The following is a 17,433-nucleotide window of genomic DNA, read 5'->3' as shown; positions in this document are numbered from 1 at the left end:
CTCAGGGCATTAAAAAATCCCGGGTATTCAGCCGTAAGGCGTCCCGGGATCAGGCAGTGCTCTTTAGTTTTCATACACCGTTACTTTTACGTCTTTGCGGCCCCAGTTGATGGCATCCCCATGGTCAGCGATGAACACATCAAGCATTTTGCCGTTAATGCCGCCGCCAATATCAGCGGCAATCGCTGTACCATAGCCTTCAACGACCACTTTAGATCCAAGCGGGATTACCGCCGGATCGACAGCCACTACTTTTCCGCCGCTGTATTTTTTAAGATCGATGCCCATTTTTGTTTTGCCTGAACAGCCATCACAGTCAGCTGTGTAAGCCGAGCTGTTCACCGTGAAGCTTCTGGTGGAATAAGAAGGGCTCTTTTGGCGAAGCTTTTTATATGTACTTGGTCCTGCGATGCCATCAGAGGAAAGTCCATGGCTTTTTTGGAAGGAAGCCACTGCTGAAACGGTGCTGTCTCCATAAATGCCGTCAACCGTGGAACTGTAAGCGTTCCAGGCCTTTAGCAGGCGCTGCAGTTCGATAACTGGTTTGCCGATATCCCCTTTGCGCAGTACTTTCAATTTATTAATAGTTTCCGATCCTGCAACCCCGTCAACTTTAATGCGGGATTGGTTTTGAAATTGCTCGACAGCGGTTTTCGTAATTGATCCATAATAGCCCGTAGCCGTATGATACGGAAAAACGCCCTTTGTCATCAGATACTCCTGAAGATCAACCACATCATTGTTGCTTGATCCTTGTGACAGCATTTGGCTGCCTAGAGCGGCACTGCTATGTCCAGGAAACATAAAGCCTGTACAGAGAACTGCCGCCATGAAAATCCCCAACCATTTTTTCATCTTAAATCTCCCCTTTTCATTCGTAATAAATCCTCTAAGATATTCGACAAGAAATGACAGTATAGGGGGAATTCTGGTATAAACGCTTCTATTTTCCTATAAACCTTACAATATCAGCCAAGGGTCCGTTTGCACCCTGCTCATGCAGGGTAACCCTATTGGTGAAAGTGCCGCGATGATTCCTCTCTTCTTCTGCTCCCGCTTTTTTCCTCTGTTCGGTTCTAATCTACGTCTTAAGTCTTAGTCTTTTTACGTTTACAGGGCAATGGAGAAATTCCGCATCATGCGGTATGGTAATGATAGAAGATAGTAAAATTTTTCTAAACATGAAACTCACAGTCTGTTCTGTTCGTAGTAATAGAAAAGACGTGAAATCGGGAGCGATTGACATGAACGGATTTTTAGGTTTCGTCGTAAAGGTCATCAGCAGCTTTAATGCCACGGCCATCGTATGGCTGCTTTCTTTCTTCGCCTTTGACCAATCCTTTTGGCTTTCAAGCGGCTTGGCCGTTGGCGGCGGGGTAATCGGTTTTTCAATGGCATCGATGCTCTGGAACTGGCGGCTGCTCAAAAAGCATCAGCTCACACGTGGTGAATATAAGTACATTCAAAGAAATTTAAGAGAAGCCAAGCCGAAAATCCAGCGCCTGCAAAAGACGCTGTTTTCCATCCGTGATATTCCAACGCTAAAGCAGCGATTTGAGCTGACGAAGGTGACGAGAAAAATATACAGCATGACCAAGAAGGAGCCCAGGCGTTTTTTTCAAGGAGAAAGATTCTTCTTCACTCACCTGGATTCTGCCGTCGAACTGACAGAGAAGTATGCATTTTTGTCGAGCCAGCCAAAGAAAAGCTGGGAAATACAGGAATCCCTCTCTGAAACAAGAAGGACGTTAAAAGAGCTTACCGAATATATTGAAGAGGACTTGTACCATATGCTTTCAGATGACATGGAAGAACTGAATTTTGAACTGGATGTTGCCAGGCATTCCATGAAAATGCTGAAAGAAACCAAATTAGACACGAAAGCAGGAGATTTTCATGAGCGATAATACATCACCTCTTTATAATCAAGACGATAAATTGGATATTATGGATGACCTGCTCGCAGATCCGTTCGGTGAAGCGCCGAAGGTTCCGGAGGTTCAGCAGGAAGAACCGGCGGTCCAGCGGAAATTGATCGACGTGCTTCCGGAGGAGAACAAAGCCAAAGCCTATCAGCTGGCCCAGCAGATTGATCCGAAAAACCATCAGGCGATGATCACCTATGGCTCGCCTGCACAGTCAAAGCTTCTATCGTTCTCGAATACAATGCTTGACCAGGTGAAGAAGCAGGACGTTGGCCAGGTTGGCGATATCATAAACGATCTCATGAAGAAATTAAGTACCGTTAATCCGGAAGAGCTGCAATCCAACAAACCCTCGTTGTTAGGCAGGGTGTTCGGAAAGATTTCCGGATCGGTTCAGGAAGTGCTGTCCAAGTACCAAAAGACAGGAGCCCAGATTGACCGGATCAGCGTGAAGCTCGACAGCAGCAAAAACGTACTGCTGGCCGATATCGCCATGCTGGATAAGCTCTATGACCACAACAAAGAGTATTTTCAGGCATTGAACGTGTACATTGCGGCAGGGGAATTAAAGCTTGAGGAAATCAACACTAAGGTCATTCCTTCGCTCCGTAAAGAAGCGGAAGCTACGAACGATCAAATGAAATATCAGGAAGTCAATGATATGGTGCAGTTTGCCGACCGACTGGACAAACGGCTTCATGATCTGAAGCTGAGCCGGGAAATCACCATTCAGAGTGCTCCGCAAATTCGCCTGATTCAAAACACAAACCAGGCGCTCGTGGAAAAAATACAGTCTTCCATCATGACAGCTATTCCGCTCTGGAAAAACCAGGTCGCCATTGCCCTTACTCTTCTTCGCCAGCGGAGTGCGGTGGAGGCTCAGAAAAAGGTCGCCAAAACGACCAATGATCTGCTGCTGAAAAACGCAGAAATGCTCAAAGCGAACACGCTTGAGACAGCCCGCGAAAATGAACGGGGTCTGGTTGATATCGAGACGCTAAAGAAGACGCAGGAAAACCTCATGTCCACCCTTGAGGAAACACTCCGCATTCAGGAGGAAGGCCGTCACAAACGCCGTCTGGCCGAAAACGAGCTGGCCCAGATGGAGACCGGCCTGAGGCAGAAGCTGCTGGAAATCAAAGGACAATAATATCATTGATGAAAGGCCATCCCGTTAGCAGCGTGATGGTCTTTTTTTTATGGCATTCCTTTTTTGTCCATCGAATATAACAAGTAGGGAATATCATAAATTCAAACATGATGGGGGACAGCTCATGACGAGATTCGGTTTTGTTCCAGATAATTCGAACCTGAAGAAAACAAGCGGAACACCCAATCTCTTTTTTGATTCCAAAAGCAATGTCTTTTTTAAAAGAGATGAGGAGAACCTGGCGTACGAAGTGACCTCCACCCAGCTTCCGGCCATGGTGGGAGGGGCGTTTGTGAACCTTTTTATGAGCAAGGGGCATATGCGTGAGCCCCATTGGCATCCAAACGCGTGGGAACTCGACGTAGTAGTTTCGGGGGAAGTGGTAGTTTCCATCATCGATCCGGATGTGAACAAATTGCACAGTTATCATGCCAAGCCAGGACAGGTCGTTTTTATTCCAATGGCCTGGTGGCACTGGATTACACCTGTAACTGACAAAGTGCATCTTCATTTGTTTTTTAACAATGACCAATTTGAAACAGCGGAAGGGTCAGACACCCTACGTCTCACTCCGCCAGAGGTTTTCGACCTGGCCTATGGCCTCCGTCCCGGAGAAATCGCCCAGGCTCTGTCCCCGATCAAGGAATCCGTTGTCATCGGTCCACCCCGGCAGAACAGGCTGAAGGGTAAAACTGGCGCGTCTATAGAGGGTGATGGCATTACCGTTAATATCAACAATAAGATCATTGATGTTTGATTGCAGAGCCGTACCGCTTGAAAGTGGGCGGTTTTTTTGTTGTTGGGGAGACGGGGGTGGCGGGACTTGTCCGGAAAACCAAAAACACGCCCGAAAGCAAACGAATCGGGATTCAATTAATTCCTTCCTAATAATTTTTTCCTGAAAAATAAAACTTTTTTTCCATTTATTAGTCTAATATATACAACAGAGAAGGAAAAAGGGGGATCACGGCATTTGAAACAGGAACAGCAGTGGGTTGAGGACGCAAGCAAAGGAGACGGAGAAGCGTTTTTAACACTTATGAAACAATACAAGCTTGATTTGTACAGAACTGCCCTGTCGTATCTTCATGATGAGGGAGAAGCGCTGGAAGCCATACAAGAGGTAACGTACAGAGCCTATAAAAATATTCGCAGCATAAAGCAGCCTGCCTATTTTAAAACATGGCTGATCCGCATCATGATTAATTATTGCAACGATCAGCTGAAAAATAACAGGCGCATGACAGTAAACGATGAACTATTAAACGCTTACGGCATATCGGAAAATCATTCTGAGATGGAGCTGAAGGATGCCATGCAGGGGCTCGACGAACGTTCAAGGGAGATTCTAATCTTAAAATATTTTCATGATCTGAAAATAAAAGACATCGCCCAGGCCATGCAATGTCCGGAAGGAACGGTGAAAACCTGGCTCAATAAAGCGCTGAAGATGCTGAGGGACAGGTTGGACGAGAAGGGAGGGAGCCTGAATGTATAGCAAGGAAGAAGAGCAGATAATGAAGCTGAAAAAGAAATATGATGCTATGGAAATATCCATGGATGCGCTAGATGAAGCCATTTTTGCAGGCTTCCATAAAGCAAAATCGGAAGAGAAAAGCGGTGTAAAAAAGAAACGCTGGATGTACGGTATGGCAGCGGCTGCTGTCCTGTTGATCGGGTTTTTCTGGTCCATTCGGTTCTCTCCTGTATTTGCGGATTATATGACGAACATCCCCGGTATGGAAAAAGTCGTTGAACTCATCAGAGATGATAAAGGCCGTATGGCAGCCATTGAAAATAAATATTACCAGGAAATCGGTGTCTCGCAGGAAAAGAACGGAGTGAAAGTAACGATCGACGGAGCTATTGCAGATGAAGAGGGCATGGTGCTGTTTTATACCATTAACTCTAATCAGAAACTAAAAGAAGTGAACATGAGTGATACAGAACTAAAAAACAGAAATGGCAAAGTACTTGAAGTGAACGGAATCAATTACGGTGGACCGCATGACTCGGAGAGCGGAAAAAAGCAATACACCGGCAAATTGGAATTCTTTTATGAAAAACCAAATGATGAGATGAGATATAAAGTGTTATTTAAACTAAAGGGAAGTCATCATTTAGATGAAAAGTTTGCGATAGATTTCGATTTAACGAAAAAACTTAAAATAAAAAAGGTATATGAACTTAATAAGCAGATCACAGTGGAAGAGCAGAAAATCACAGTTGAAAAAGTAGTAGTTTATCCTCTGCGTGTAGCAGTATATCTTAAGGAACATCAGGATAACACAAAAAGAATACTGAATTTTGATGGAATCAGGCTTGTGGATGAAAGCTGGGAATCATGGGGAACCTCTTCGGGATTGACAAGCATCAAAGAGGAAGAGGATGAACATGTATATTATCTGCAAAGTAATTATTTTCGCAAGACGCAAGAACTGTACCTGGTCATGAATCAAATTCAAGTTATTGATAAATCAAATGATAAATTAGTAGTTGATACGGAGAAAAGAAAAATATTAAAGCAACCTGACAAAGAACTATTCAGGGATATGAAAGTAAAAAAGAACAGTCTTTCGTTTAAGATGCATACCAAAAAGCCATTCCACTTTATGCCTTTTAGCAACGCAACCGACGGAAATGGCAAAGAAATAGAGTACCATTCTGCATTTGGGTCTACTCCAAATCATAGACCTAGTGAAGTAGGAATAGATATAAAATCTGTCAAAAAATATAAAAATCCGATTACCATTGATTTCAGTTTCTATCCTAAGTGGATCCACGGCGACGTTAAAATCCGAATCCATTAGATAGTCAATGTATCTTTTTTCAGCTATATTCGTAACTTTAGGAAAAGGAGGAAGAAATTTGCTGGCAGCCGGTGCAGTGATTTTTGCCTTGTTACTTGGTGCATTTGATTATTGGATTTTTCATGATGAATCCAAGCGGTATTCGTTTTACAAAAAATTAACGAAAAAGCAAAAGATGTTAATAGCTGTGCTTGCTGTTGTGCTTTTGGCAGCAGTGGATTATTTCTGGTTGTTCTAATTTCATTAACAAGAATAAGAGAGCTGTCCATAAAGTCAGTAAAAATGACTTCTGGAAGCTCCTTTTTCATTTGGCAGGATGGAGTTGGGTCTTCATCTCCATTGGTATGTTACTTGGAGTGGAGGGTGCGAGACTCCTCGAAAATGAAAATCACATTTTCTTCTTGCGATGAATCGCTGCCGAAGCATTCCTTGTCCTGCAGGGGAAACGTGACAGGTGAGACACATTGGCGCTTGCGCCGGTGGGGCTCAGCGCACGCCCTGCGAAAGCGCTAGCGCCGGTAAAAGCGAGCGACCCGGAATGGAAAGTAATACTTTCAAGAGCTTCAAAGACATTTATTGGACACTCCCTTTCTTTTGGGCACAAACGTTTCCTCTGACCAACACTTTTTTAGGTGTGTTGTTTTTATACCAAAGCCCAAAAACGTTGCTATAGACCCACCCGGATAGCGCCTGCTACGATATGAATTGAAGAAACATTTGGAGGATGGCTATTTATGGATGAGCAGCATTATCAAAATTTAAAACTGGGGGAAAGAGGGGCGATCATCAGTATTGTCGCTTACATTTGCTTGTCCGCTCTGAAGCTGGTGATCAGCTACTTCAGCCATTCGGAAGCGTTAAGAGCAGACGGATTAAACAATGTGACCGATATTATCGCTTCCATCGCGGTATTGATCGGGTTAAAGATGTCCCGCAAGCCGCCAGACAAAGACCATCCATACGGCCATTGGAAAAGTGAAACGATTGCATCATTAACCGCCTCATTTATTATGGCGGCGGTTGGACTTCAGGTATTATTTGAAGCGGTATCCTCCATGTTTTCAGGAGTAAAGGAATCACCTGATGTCATTGCCGGATGGACGGGATTGTTTTGTGCGGCTGTTATGTATTTTGTATATCGATACAATCATGCGCTGGCAAATAAAATCAACAGCTCTGCCGTTAATGCAGCAGCGAAGGATAACCTCTCTGATGCGTGGGTGAGTATCGGAAGCGCAGTGGGGATCTTCGGCTCCCAGCTGAATCTGCCGTGGCTTGACCCGCTTACTGCCCTTGTTGTAGGTTTTTTGATCTGTAAAACCGCGTGGGATATTTTTAGAGATGCGTCCCATCAGCTTTCCGATGGATTTGATGAAAACCTGATCCGCTCCTACCGGGAAACCATTCAAAACGTGGAGGGTGTGAAAGGGGTAAAAGAAATTAAGGCAAGGAACTATGGGAATAATGCGGTCGTTGATATTGTGATATTTGTAAAATCGACGCTCGATATCAAGGCCGCTCACGACATATCAACCATCGTGGAGAACACGCTTGTCAAAAAGCATGACGTCTATAATGTGCATGTTCATGTAGAACCCAATTAATGAACAAAAGGGACATCTCTAATAAAGAGTGTCCCTTTTGTATTACTGTTTTGGTGCATAAACCGGTACTTCCATAATGATTTTATAGGAAGATAAGAGGCTGTACAAATTATGCATTTGCGTGGTCTGCTTGGCAGCCCAGCCGATGTCCGAAGCATATTGATGGCTTGCTTTTCCGCTGTTTGCCGCTGCGAGCGGATTCCACCTCATTTTGTAGAGCGTGTCCTGCTCTGCCTGGATGTAATCCTGGGAGATAAATTTGGCACCACCGATGATTGCGGCTTCCGGTGTAAACCATCCTTCGGCATAAGCCTTTGCGGCTCCCTTATTGATTGGTTCGCTGTCCACTGCTCCAATACCGTACATGTTATAGACTGTTCTTCCGTTGTATTGAATGCCTTTTGCGAGCTTTGAGGTTCCGTTTCCGGTCTCAAGCAGCGCATGGGAAATCAGGTAAATTTCATTGATATGGTAGGTTTCCCCTGCGGAAATAAAGGCTGAGGCCTTCCCCTGAAGGATACCTTTACCGGTGAGTATGCGTTGATTGACCTCATCGGTATTCAAACTGGCCGATTGTGAGAGTTTAATAAACTGATAAGATTTTACCGGATCATTTTTGAAATTGCTGGAATCCAGATAGTATTTCACGTCATCCGGGCTTGCGTTGGCCCATGTTTTATAAGCGACCTGGTACCATATTCCTTCTGATGATTTAACACTGCCAAGAACTTTTAGTTTGGTTCCGTTGTTCACTGTGCCAAGGGACCAAAACCCTGTTCCGGCACCATTTCTTACATTCCAATTATCTCCTGACACGGTGGCCGTTGTGCCTGAAACAGTCACTGCACTTTGGTGAATATAGTTTTTATAAAGATCGGTTTGCGGATTTACTTTCATCTGCATGGCAACCATCTCATCAAGGCTCCTGCCATAAAGTGCTTCGTAATCCGAAGACGGTACAGGGTCTCCTTTTACAGTAAGGTAGGAGGAGCTGACATAGCCCGTTTTCCCATTCGCGTTTACTTTTGCCCATCCTTTTTCTTCAGAGAGCACGTTTACTGCTGTATCATGCGCCAGCTGTAGCACCACGGAATAGGAGGTAGCCGGGCCTGATCTCATATTCAAAGTATCTGTGGTAACAAACTTAACCACCGAAACAGGCTCAGGAGCTGGTATTGGTTTTGGAGCCGGAACTGCTGCTGGTTCAGGCTCTGGCTTTGGCACTAGTACTGGTGCTGGTACCGGAACGGGAGCCGGTTCAGGTTTTGAAGCCGGAGCCCGCACGGATTTCGGTGTTGGTGCAGGTGTTGGCACTGGCTTTGGTGCAGGAGCCGCCGGCTTCTTTTCCGTTAGGTATTTCACACTGACATAGCCGTCCTTGCCGCCTGCTTTTACTTTTGCCCAGCCATTGGTTTCGGCGTAGACGTCAACCGGCGATCCGTCCTTTAGCACTGTAACGACTGCTGTTTTGGCGGATGCCCCTGTGCGCAGGTTCAGGTTTCCTCCCGTCACGTATTTCGTTGTGAATGTGGGTGCTGCTGATTGAGGTACGTTGCTGACTGGCTTTTTGTCAGAAAGGTTCTTGCTGCTGACAAACCCATCTTTACCATTGGCTTTAATTTTTGACCACCCTTTCGTTTCGGAGTAGACCGTAACGGCTAAACCGTTTTTAAGTGTGGTAACAATTGCTGAGGTTGCTGATGCACTTTTGTAGACCTTCAGGTTACTGCCTGAGCTGAGTACAGTGTATTTCGTAACGGTTTTCTGCGCTGAAGGCTTGGGAGCTGCGACCACCGGTTTTTTTACAGTTAAATACTTAAGGCTTGCATAGCCGTCTTTACCGTTTGCCTTAATTTTCGCCCAGCCGCTGGCTTCAGAATAAACCGTAACGGCCAGACCGTTTTTCAGGGTTGTAATAACGGAGGATGCGGCTGTGGCACTTTTTCTCAGGTTAAGGCTCCCGCCTGAACTCACTGTAACATATTTGGTTGTTGGTTTTGGTACAGCAGCTGCCTTGGCCGTTGAAGGCTTTGAAGCAATGAGATATTTTGTGCTTACATACCCAAGCTTGTTGCTGTATTTCAGTTTGGCCCACCCTTTGCTTTCGGAATACACGATGACCTTGTTGCCTTTCATCAGTTTCCCAATGATGGCAGCATTTGCAGAAGCACTTTTGCGCATGTTCAGGCTTGAAGTGGCACTGACATTTACATACTTTGTTTTTGCTTCCTGAGCGGATATCGCATCCGCATGAAGACTTTGATATAAGGCAGCTGTTGTCAGAACAGCGAAACATATCCCCGTAACAAATGATTTTTTCATTTTCTTTCCATCTCTCCTAATCCATTAAACATATAAAATTTTGAATCTATGAAGTTTATCGGCAGGCAGAGGAAAAGTTTAATTAAAATGGTTAATAATTCATAAAAATTTTTTCGAGTTAGAAATTCAAGGGTTTTCCGTAACCCTGGGGAAGTAATACATATCAGAATAAAAATGCTCATCAGCATAGCTGACCTGCATGCCAAAGCTTGTTTCTACACTAAAAGTGGGAGGAATAACGATATGTATCCGACAATTGGAAAGCTGTTTGATCAAAGTGTCAAAAAGTATCCGAAAAAGGAAGCACTTGTGGATGTGTCGCAGGGAAAAAGGTGGTCATATGAAGAATGGAATCAATATGTGAACCGTGTTGCCCAAGCTTTTTTATCGTCAGGTGTGGGAAAGGGAGATATTGTTTCTGTTTTCATGCACAATACAAGTGAGTTCGCGACGGTTTATTTTGCGTGTGCAAAGATTGGTGCCGTACTGAATCCAATTAACTTCCGATTAAAGTCAGGCGAGGTATCGTACATTCTTAACGATTCGAAGCCTGCTCTTTTTATTTATGAAAAAGCGTTGGAGGATCAGGTGAAACTCCTGTTTGATGAGTTTCCGCTTGTGTCCTTCTGGTCGACGGACGAAAATGTTCCTGAACAGGCCATAAGCTTTCACGAGCGGGTTCTGTCAGCAGAGGCTGCAGAACCGGCAGTGGAACTTGATGAGAATGATGTTTATGCGATTATGTATACAAGTGGTACAACAGGACATCCCAAGGGAGTCCTGCACAGGCACCGCGACATGATCGAGCAGAGCCTGACCTGCATGCATGCGCTGCAGCTTAGGCCTGCTGACCGGGGTTTAACGGCAGCTCCCATGTTCCACTGTGCGGAGCTCCATTGCGCCTTTTTACCGCGCGTACATAATGGATGCACGACAGTGATCCTTCATCATTTTGATGCGAAACAAGTATTGGAGACCATTCAGCATGAAAAAATCACGGTGATGTTCGGGGCGCCTACGATGTGGAATATGATGCTGCAGGAGGACCTGGATGCCTATAATCTTTCCTCCATGAGGTTTGGTCTCTATGGCGGTGCGTCAATGGCGCCGGTTCTGGTGCGGGCATTGGGGGAGAAAATGGGGATTCGCCTTGTGCAGGCCTATGGCATGACAGAAATGGGCCCGGCCATCTCCTTTTTGTTTGAGGATGAACAGGAGAGCAAAGCGGGCTCTGCCGGGAAAGCATGCTTCAATCATGAAATTCGGGTAGTGAAACCGGGAAGTCCAGGCCCGTCCAATCCCGATGAAATTCTCCCGCCAGGAGAGCAGGGGGAGATTATTGTCCGGGGACCGAGTGTGATGAAGGGCTATTACAAAAGAAATGAGGCGACAGAGCGAGCCCTATACAATGGATGGTATCATAGCGGGGACATTGGATATATGGATGAGGAGGGCTATTTATTTGTCTCGGACCGCATCGATGACATGATTGTCAGCGGCGGTGAGAACATTTATCCGCGGGAAGTGGAGGATGTGCTGTACGAACATGAAGGTGTTCTGGACGTGGCTGTGCTTGGAGAACCCGATGAAAAGTGGGGCGAGCGGGTAACCGCCATTGTGGTCAAAAAGGATGAAAACCTGACGGAGCTGGAACTCGATGAGTTTTGCCGGAACAGCAGCAAACTGGCTGATTACAAGCGCCCGCGAAGATTTGTCTTTGTGCCGGAAATGCCGAGAAACGCAAGCGGGAAAATACAGAAGTATTTATTGCGTAACACGTACACCGAACTTTCTGCACAATAAAAAAGCAGCCCCGTAGGACTGCTTTTACAGCTGCTTGAGTATGGTCTGTTCAATCTTGCGAATCACATCTCCGCGACTGATCACGCCGACCACACGTTTTTCCTCATTAATGACTGGCAGTTTTTTAAAATGATGCTTAGCCAGCAGCTGAAGGACTTTTTCCATTTCATCATCTGGTGAAACAGTAATCAGTCCGTTCTTCCTGGCAATTTTAATGACAGGTACTTCTCCCAGTTCCTTAAGGAATTGTTCCAGTTCCTGCTTTTGTTCATAGATGACAAAGGTGAAGAAATCATAAATCTGCCGCTCGCGTGGTTTGATGGCGCGCAGGATATCGCCGTCAGAGACCATGCCGAGCAGTTTTCCTTCATCGTCCACAATGGGCAGGCCGCCAATCTTTTTATGAACGATAAGGCTCATCACATCCTGAAGGGTATCGTCGGGTCTGGCAGTAATGACATTTGAAATCATGAATTCTTTTACTTTCATAAGGCACCTCTTATCAGTTAGATTTAAAAAAGGATGGAAGAAAAGCCATAGAATTTTCTATGGCTTTTCATTATCCCGTTTTTGCTGCATGGATTTCAGTGCGTTACGGTAATCATTGTCCTTCATGGACAGTTTCTCCCTGGCCTTTGCAGGAGCAGGAGGAGAAGGCTTGGTTTTTAGTTTTTGCAGGGCTTTGCGGTATTCATCGTCACCCATGGAATTTGGGTCACTAGCAACTGCAGGTGCCTTCCCCTTTGGTGATGATGGAGCAGCCGGCTCTTGGTCCTGCTCTTGATGATGATCAACAGCTGCGGACGTTTCTTCGCTGAGAAATTCTCCCACAGGCTTATCTGTGTCTGGAGACTGTTTCGGCTCATCAACAGGAGAATCCTCCTGGTTGCGTGATGAAAAAGCCCTTGTGTTAATTACAATCAAGGCAACAATCAAAATTACGGCAACTGCAATGAATAAAATCGGGAGCATGTTTCATCACCTACCGTTCTGTAAATTGTCGTGCCACTGTGGCTACACGTTCTCCCAATGCCCGGCCAAGTGCCTGATCATCCTCTGTAATAAGTTCATTCCCTTCAATCGGACAAGTTATTCCGACTCCATAATATGAACCATACAGAGCATTTTCAGGGATATTGCCAGGAAGGCCGGCAATGATCATTCCCTGGTGAAGCATCGGTGTGATCAAGTTAAGCAGTGTAGCTTCCAGACCGCCGTGCGTGGTCGCTGTCGTACAAAACACGGCGCCGACTTTATTGATCAATTTTCCTTCGGCCCATAAATAGCCGAGCTTGTCGATCCAGGTTTTCAACCCTGAACTGATGGTTCCAAAATGTCCGGGGCAGCCCCAGATGATGGCATCCATTTCCGGAAGGGCATAAACATCCGCTTCATCCACATGCTGAAGATAAACCGTTGCTCCTTCCACCTGCTCTGCTCCGCGCGCGATCGCTTCTGCAAGGGATTGAGTATGTCCACCTTCACTGTCATAGACTACACAAATTTTCATCAAACATTCCTCCATTTAGTAAAGTAATGCGTCAGGACACGTTTTTAGGCGCCGGCAGAAGAAGAACTTCTTCCTTCTTCTGTTCAGGAGCAGATACATTGGCTTTATCCTTACGTACGTCACGAAGGAAAATGCTCAGCACTAAGCCGATAGCCGAAATTACGGTAGACCAGATAAATGCATCATTAATACCGGCAATGCTTGACTGCTGGCTTGCTCTTCCGGCCAGGAGCTGAACAGCCTGTGACTGTGCCTGGGAGACCGGCAGATGCAAGGTCATTGCTACTTTCTGTACAAATTCATGGAAAGATGCCATAAAGAACGGATCGGCTGTGTTCATGGCGCCTTCCATTTCGTTCATGTGAAATGTTGTACGGTTGGTAAAAATGGTTGTAATCAAGCTGATTCCGATCGATCCGCTGACCTGACGGAGCGTATTCGACATGGACGTACCGTGGCTGCTCAAATGTTTCGGCAGCTGGTTTAAACCAGCCGTCATGATCGGCATCATCAGGAATGACATCCCGAACATGCGGAACATGTAAAGCATCACAATAAATGAATACGGTGTGTCCATCGTTAATTTTGTGAAATAGTATGTTGTTGCTGTTGTAATCGCCATACCGAAGATGGCAAGAGGGCGAGGTCCTATTTTATCAAAAAGTGTACCTGAAACAGGGGACATGACCAGCATGATCAATGCACCGGGCAGTAATAGCAGTCCGGAATCCAATGGAGAATATCCACGGATGGTTTGCAGATAGATCGGAAGCAGGAACATCCCTGAAAACAAGCTGATGGTTAATACGACGTTAATCACACTGGATAGTGAAAAGATGCTGTATTTGAAAATACGCATATCCAGCAAAGGTTTTTCGATGCGAAGCTGGCGGATGACGAAAATCGCTAGCAGCACTGCACCGCCAATCATGGTGGAGAGTACTACAGCATCATCCCAGCCGTCATTTCCTGCTTCACTGAAGCCGTAAAGAAGCAGCGCCATTCCGGCCAGTGATGTAACGACGGATGGTCCATCCACTTTTACTTTTTTGGCTGGCTGAATGTCTCTCAGTCTGAAAAAGGCAAATATCAGAACAATAGCTCCCAGAGGAACCATTCCTGTGAAAAGAAGATGCCAGTCATAATTTTGTACAACCCAACCTGAAAGGGTTGGACCAACGGCCGGTGCAAACATCATGGCAAGACCAAAGATACCCATACCACGGCCCCGGATTTCAGGCGGGAAGATAAACAGAATGATGGTCATGACGAGGGGAGCGAGAACACCACCGCCAACTGCCTGGATTAAACGACCGATTAACATGACCGGAAACCCTGTAGCTATACCGCAAATCAGTGATCCGAGGGTGAAGCAAAACATTGCAAATAAAAACAGGCGGCGAACCGCAAACCGCTCAATCAAGAACGGTGATAATGGAATAAGCGCTCCGTTGACGAGCATGTAGCCGGTCAATAACCATTGCGCAGTATTGGCTGATACACCAAATTCCGTAATCAAGTGGGGAATGGCCACGTTCAGCAATGTCTGGTTCAGGATGGCAAGGAACAATCCGACCATGAGGATAACCAGCAAAGGAATATATTTTCTGATTCCATGTGCGTCTTGTGGTTGTTGTAATTCATCTGTCATTCATTCTTCCTCCTTTCTTCGGAAGTAGTAAGTTAAATTTAATGATTAGTTCTTGGAAATTTTAACTTCTGCGTTCATACCTGGTAAAACTTTATTGGAAGAATTCGTAATTGAAATTTTAACGGGTACAGTTTGTGTTACTTTCGTATAATTGCCGTCATCATTGGATTTTGGCATTAAAGAAAATAGAGAGTTGGTAGCATAACCGATTTTTTCAACGCTTCCTTCAAGGGTTGTATCGTCATCCCCATCCACAGTCACGTCTACCTGGTCGCCTTCCTCGATATCGTTAAGTTCATCTTCTTTGATGTTGGCAAGCACATAAAGTGAATCCATATTTACTTCGCTTGCAAGTGTTTGACCAGCTTGAACCATTTGGTCATTGCTGGCTTGTTTTTTAATGATGGTTCCATCCGCTGGAGTTTTGACAGACATTGATTTTTCAGCTCCGGAAACTTTTCCTAGCTCATCATCCTTGGCGACCTTTTTTCCTTCTTCAAGATTAAATCCGGAAAGTTTTCCGTCTGCAGGAGCTGTAATGGTATGAAGATCACCTGATACTTTCGCGTTATCGGTTGTCACATAGTTGTTGTTTTGAACATAGTAGTATGCTCCTCCTGCAATTAAAGCAAGTACTACAATAAATGCGACGATGTTGGTCATGAGTAAACGGCCTCTTGACATTTAGTTTTCCTCCTTAATGGTTAATGTTGTTAACTGTGTCGGACAATTAACTATTTATGAGATATACCTTTTTCTCTAAGTTTTACTTTTTAGCAAAGATACTTTATGATAAAGGTATTGTCTAAGTAAACACTTTACCACAAAGAAATGATGGGCACAATAAATTTACACTTTAATTTTTCGGGACAATTTATCATCATATTGAACATAGGAAGGCAGAGGGGAAAAGGGTATGGACGAACTAATGCAAAGGAAGATTAATGAGCTCGACAAGATCAAAGATACCTTCTTTAAATTGCGGCGGGCATTTATCGAAGACCAAATGAAGGAATTCTCATATAGCTTAACAGCAACCAAGTACTCCGTATTGAAAATGATTTTTGAGAACCATAAGTGCATGGTGGTTGATATATCGAACAAAATGGGCCTGACTTCGGGGGCCACGACCACACTTCTTAACCAGCTGGAGAATGACAATTTGATTCAGCGGACACGCGATGCGAAGGACAGGCGTGTGGTGTGGATTGTTCTGTCAGACGACGGGAAAAACCTGGTGGAAACGATTCTGAGAAAAAGGGATCATTTTTGGATGGAGATGCTTTCCACGCTGGAAAAGGAAGAGCAGGAAGAATATATTCGTTTATTAAAAAAAATAGAAGCAGGCATCCGCGAGAAGGTAAAGTAAGCCCGTTCAAGCGACTAGCTGCTTCAAAAGCAAGGAGATCTTTATTATGAAAACCAGAGAACGGCTCGTACAGGATTTAGTAATCAGCTACCGGAGTCAAACCAAGAAGATCCGGTCTTGTTTTCATCCGCTGCTAAAAGACTATATTCCTTATAATGAATATGCAGTGTTGAAAGTGTTGAACTGCTGTGGCGATCAGATGGTGTCTGAAATTGCGGATCATCTGAATGTAACCAACAGCCACATCTCTGTTACGAGTGACAAACTGATCAACCGCGGACTGGTGAAGCGGACCCACAGCAGCGAAGACCGCAGAATCGTCTATTTGTCCATTACCGCTGAAGGAAAACAGATGGCAGCGGAAATGGAGAACATTTTGCAGGGTTTTTATGAAAAAACATTTGAAGAATTGACAGAAGAGGAAATGGAAACGTTTATTTCCTTATTAAATAAAATAAAAATGTAATGGAAGTAGGAAATTAGCCGTATATTATAGGAAAAGGAATTGTAAATTCCATAAAATGCATTAGTATAGAAGGGTATAGTTTACATACAAAGGACGTGCTACATGAAGAAGCATATACCCAATCTGCTTACGCTCGGAAACCTTTATTGCGGCTTTTTTTCAATCGGCTATATTATTGACGGGGACAGCAAAAACGCAACTATCCTGATTTTTATCGCAATCATGCTTGATGCGGTGGACGGCAGGGTGGCGAGGATCCTCGGAGTAACCAACGAAATGGGGAAAGAACTTGATTCCCTGGCCGATGTGGTTTCTTTTGGAGTGGCTCCTGCATTTCTAGCTGCGCATACGTATTTGGCGGATTTCCATTATATATACGGTGTTGCAATGGCCGGGATTTTCCCTGTCTTTGGGGCGTACCGGCTGGCGCGTTTCAATGTAACCTCATCAGAGGAATCGCTGAAACGGTTTACCGGCATTCCGATTACAATGGCAGGCGCCATCGTTACCTTCCTGGTACTGTTCGTTAAAACCATTCCGTTGTGGATATTTCTCGTCGCCTTTTACGGATTGGCCGTTCTGATGGTCAGTACCATTAAGATACCTAGCTTTAAAAGCATACGGCTGCCAAAAAACGGCGTGATTGTTACCTTGTTTTTATTTTATATGTTCTACCTTTTGGCCAAAGCGAGATTTGAAAAAGTTCCCGTATTTTTCTATGTGGCCCTGGCCATTTACATCCTGTTCATCATTATCCGCTTCATCCAGGTAAAAGAGCCAAAGCTCCCGAAATGGAAGCGTGGAAGATAACACGAGAGACACC

The 17,433-nt window shown here is 44.9% G+C and carries 18 protein-coding genes; 11 read left to right on the top strand and 7 right to left on the bottom strand.

Annotated elements, in window-relative coordinates:
* Window positions 1–63: 63 nt before the first annotated feature.
* Window positions 64–855 (bottom strand): peptidoglycan-binding protein, encoded by a 792-nt coding sequence (locus QYB97_RS10800; RefSeq protein WP_301166014.1) that lies wholly within the window; start codon window positions 853–855, stop codon window positions 64–66.
* Between the two features lie 389 nt (window positions 856–1,244).
* On the opposite strand from QYB97_RS10800, the gene QYB97_RS10795 reads away from it, so the two are divergent.
* The 7 genes from QYB97_RS10795 (at window position 1,245) to QYB97_RS10765 (ending at window position 7,489) form a co-directional block, all read left to right on the top strand.
* The gene (locus tag QYB97_RS10795; RefSeq protein ID WP_301166013.1) at window positions 1,245–1,907 is read left to right on the top strand and encodes a 5-bromo-4-chloroindolyl phosphate hydrolysis family protein; all 663 of its coding nucleotides are present in this window, start codon (window positions 1,245–1,247) and stop codon (window positions 1,905–1,907) included.
* Window positions 1,897–3,075, top strand: a complete 1,179-nt coding sequence (locus tag QYB97_RS10790; protein WP_301166012.1) for a toxic anion resistance protein — start codon at window positions 1,897–1,899, stop codon at window positions 3,073–3,075. Before QYB97_RS10795 ends, QYB97_RS10790 begins: the two co-directional genes overlap by 11 nt.
* Window positions 3,076–3,199: 124 nt before the next feature.
* On the top strand, window positions 3,200–3,832 hold the full coding sequence (locus QYB97_RS10785) for a cupin domain-containing protein (RefSeq protein WP_356948176.1): 633 nt from the start codon (window positions 3,200–3,202) through the stop codon (window positions 3,830–3,832).
* Between the two features lie 216 nt (window positions 3,833–4,048).
* Entirely contained in the window at window positions 4,049–4,573 is a 525-nt protein-coding gene (locus tag QYB97_RS10780) for a sigma-70 family RNA polymerase sigma factor (RefSeq protein WP_301166011.1), read from the top strand.
* Window positions 4,566–5,885: a DUF4179 domain-containing protein gene (locus QYB97_RS10775; RefSeq protein ID WP_301166010.1), complete on the top strand. Its 1,320-nt coding sequence runs from the start codon at window positions 4,566–4,568 to the stop codon at window positions 5,883–5,885. The genes QYB97_RS10780 and QYB97_RS10775 overlap by 8 nt, the downstream gene beginning before the upstream one ends.
* Window positions 5,886–5,943: 58 nt before the next feature.
* Complete coding sequence (locus QYB97_RS10770) at window positions 5,944–6,123, top strand: hypothetical protein (protein WP_301166009.1); 180 nt, start codon at window positions 5,944–5,946, stop codon at window positions 6,121–6,123.
* Between the two features lie 496 nt (window positions 6,124–6,619).
* Window positions 6,620–7,489, top strand: coding sequence for a cation diffusion facilitator family transporter (locus tag QYB97_RS10765; RefSeq protein ID WP_301166008.1), 870 nt, complete (start codon window positions 6,620–6,622; stop codon window positions 7,487–7,489).
* A gap of 42 nt (window positions 7,490–7,531) precedes the next feature.
* On the opposite strand, the gene QYB97_RS10760 is transcribed toward QYB97_RS10765, so the two are convergent.
* Window positions 7,532–9,811: an SH3 domain-containing protein gene (locus tag QYB97_RS10760; protein ID WP_301166007.1), complete on the bottom strand. Its 2,280-nt coding sequence runs from the start codon at window positions 9,809–9,811 to the stop codon at window positions 7,532–7,534.
* A gap of 243 nt (window positions 9,812–10,054) precedes the next feature.
* Between QYB97_RS10760 and QYB97_RS10755 the strand changes: the two genes are divergently transcribed.
* Entirely contained in the window at window positions 10,055–11,614 is a 1,560-nt protein-coding gene (locus QYB97_RS10755) for a fatty acid--CoA ligase (RefSeq protein ID WP_301166006.1), read from the top strand.
* 24 nt (window positions 11,615–11,638) lie between these two features.
* On the opposite strand, the gene QYB97_RS10750 is transcribed toward QYB97_RS10755, so the two are convergent.
* The 5 genes from QYB97_RS10750 to QYB97_RS10730 are packed head-to-tail and all read right to left on the bottom strand — an operon-like array spanning window position 11,639 to window position 15,459.
* Window positions 11,639–12,103 carry a CBS domain-containing protein gene (locus tag QYB97_RS10750; RefSeq protein ID WP_301166005.1) on the bottom strand — a complete coding sequence of 155 codons (465 nt, stop codon included), beginning with the start codon at window positions 12,101–12,103 and terminating at the stop codon, window positions 11,639–11,641.
* 57 nt (window positions 12,104–12,160) lie between these two features.
* Window positions 12,161–12,586 carry a hypothetical protein gene (locus tag QYB97_RS10745; protein ID WP_301166004.1) on the bottom strand — a complete coding sequence of 142 codons (426 nt, stop codon included), beginning with the start codon at window positions 12,584–12,586 and terminating at the stop codon, window positions 12,161–12,163.
* 10 nt (window positions 12,587–12,596) lie between these two features.
* On the bottom strand, window positions 12,597–13,124 hold the full coding sequence (locus tag QYB97_RS10740) for an NAD(P)H-dependent oxidoreductase (RefSeq protein ID WP_301166003.1): 528 nt from the start codon (window positions 13,122–13,124) through the stop codon (window positions 12,597–12,599).
* Between the two features lie 31 nt (window positions 13,125–13,155).
* Window positions 13,156–14,775 (bottom strand): DHA2 family efflux MFS transporter permease subunit, encoded by a 1,620-nt coding sequence (locus QYB97_RS10735; protein WP_301166002.1) that lies wholly within the window; start codon window positions 14,773–14,775, stop codon window positions 13,156–13,158.
* A 45-nt stretch (window positions 14,776–14,820) separates the two neighbouring features.
* Window positions 14,821–15,459 carry a biotin/lipoyl-containing protein gene (locus QYB97_RS10730; protein ID WP_301166001.1) on the bottom strand — a complete coding sequence of 213 codons (639 nt, stop codon included), beginning with the start codon at window positions 15,457–15,459 and terminating at the stop codon, window positions 14,821–14,823.
* A 232-nt stretch (window positions 15,460–15,691) separates the two neighbouring features.
* Here QYB97_RS10730 and QYB97_RS10725 point away from each other — a divergent pair, with 232 nt between their 5' ends.
* The 3 genes from QYB97_RS10725 (at window position 15,692) to pssA (ending at window position 17,420) form a co-directional block, all read left to right on the top strand.
* Window positions 15,692–16,144: a MarR family winged helix-turn-helix transcriptional regulator gene (locus tag QYB97_RS10725; protein WP_301166000.1), complete on the top strand. Its 453-nt coding sequence runs from the start codon at window positions 15,692–15,694 to the stop codon at window positions 16,142–16,144.
* 46 nt (window positions 16,145–16,190) lie between these two features.
* Window positions 16,191–16,610, top strand: coding sequence for a MarR family winged helix-turn-helix transcriptional regulator (locus QYB97_RS10720; RefSeq protein WP_301165999.1), 420 nt, complete (start codon window positions 16,191–16,193; stop codon window positions 16,608–16,610).
* Window positions 16,611–16,712: 102 nt separating this feature from the next.
* Window positions 16,713–17,420: a CDP-diacylglycerol--serine O-phosphatidyltransferase gene (pssA, locus tag QYB97_RS10715; protein WP_301165998.1), complete on the top strand. Its 708-nt coding sequence runs from the start codon at window positions 16,713–16,715 to the stop codon at window positions 17,418–17,420.
* Window positions 17,421–17,433: the final 13 nt, after the last annotated feature.

Origin of the sequence: Fictibacillus fluitans (genome assembly GCF_030418125.1) — a bacterium.
Taxonomy (GTDB): Bacteria; Bacillota; Bacilli; order Bacillales; family Fictibacillaceae; genus Fictibacillus_C; species Fictibacillus_C fluitans.
This window is presented reverse-complemented; position numbering and strand designations above follow the sequence as displayed.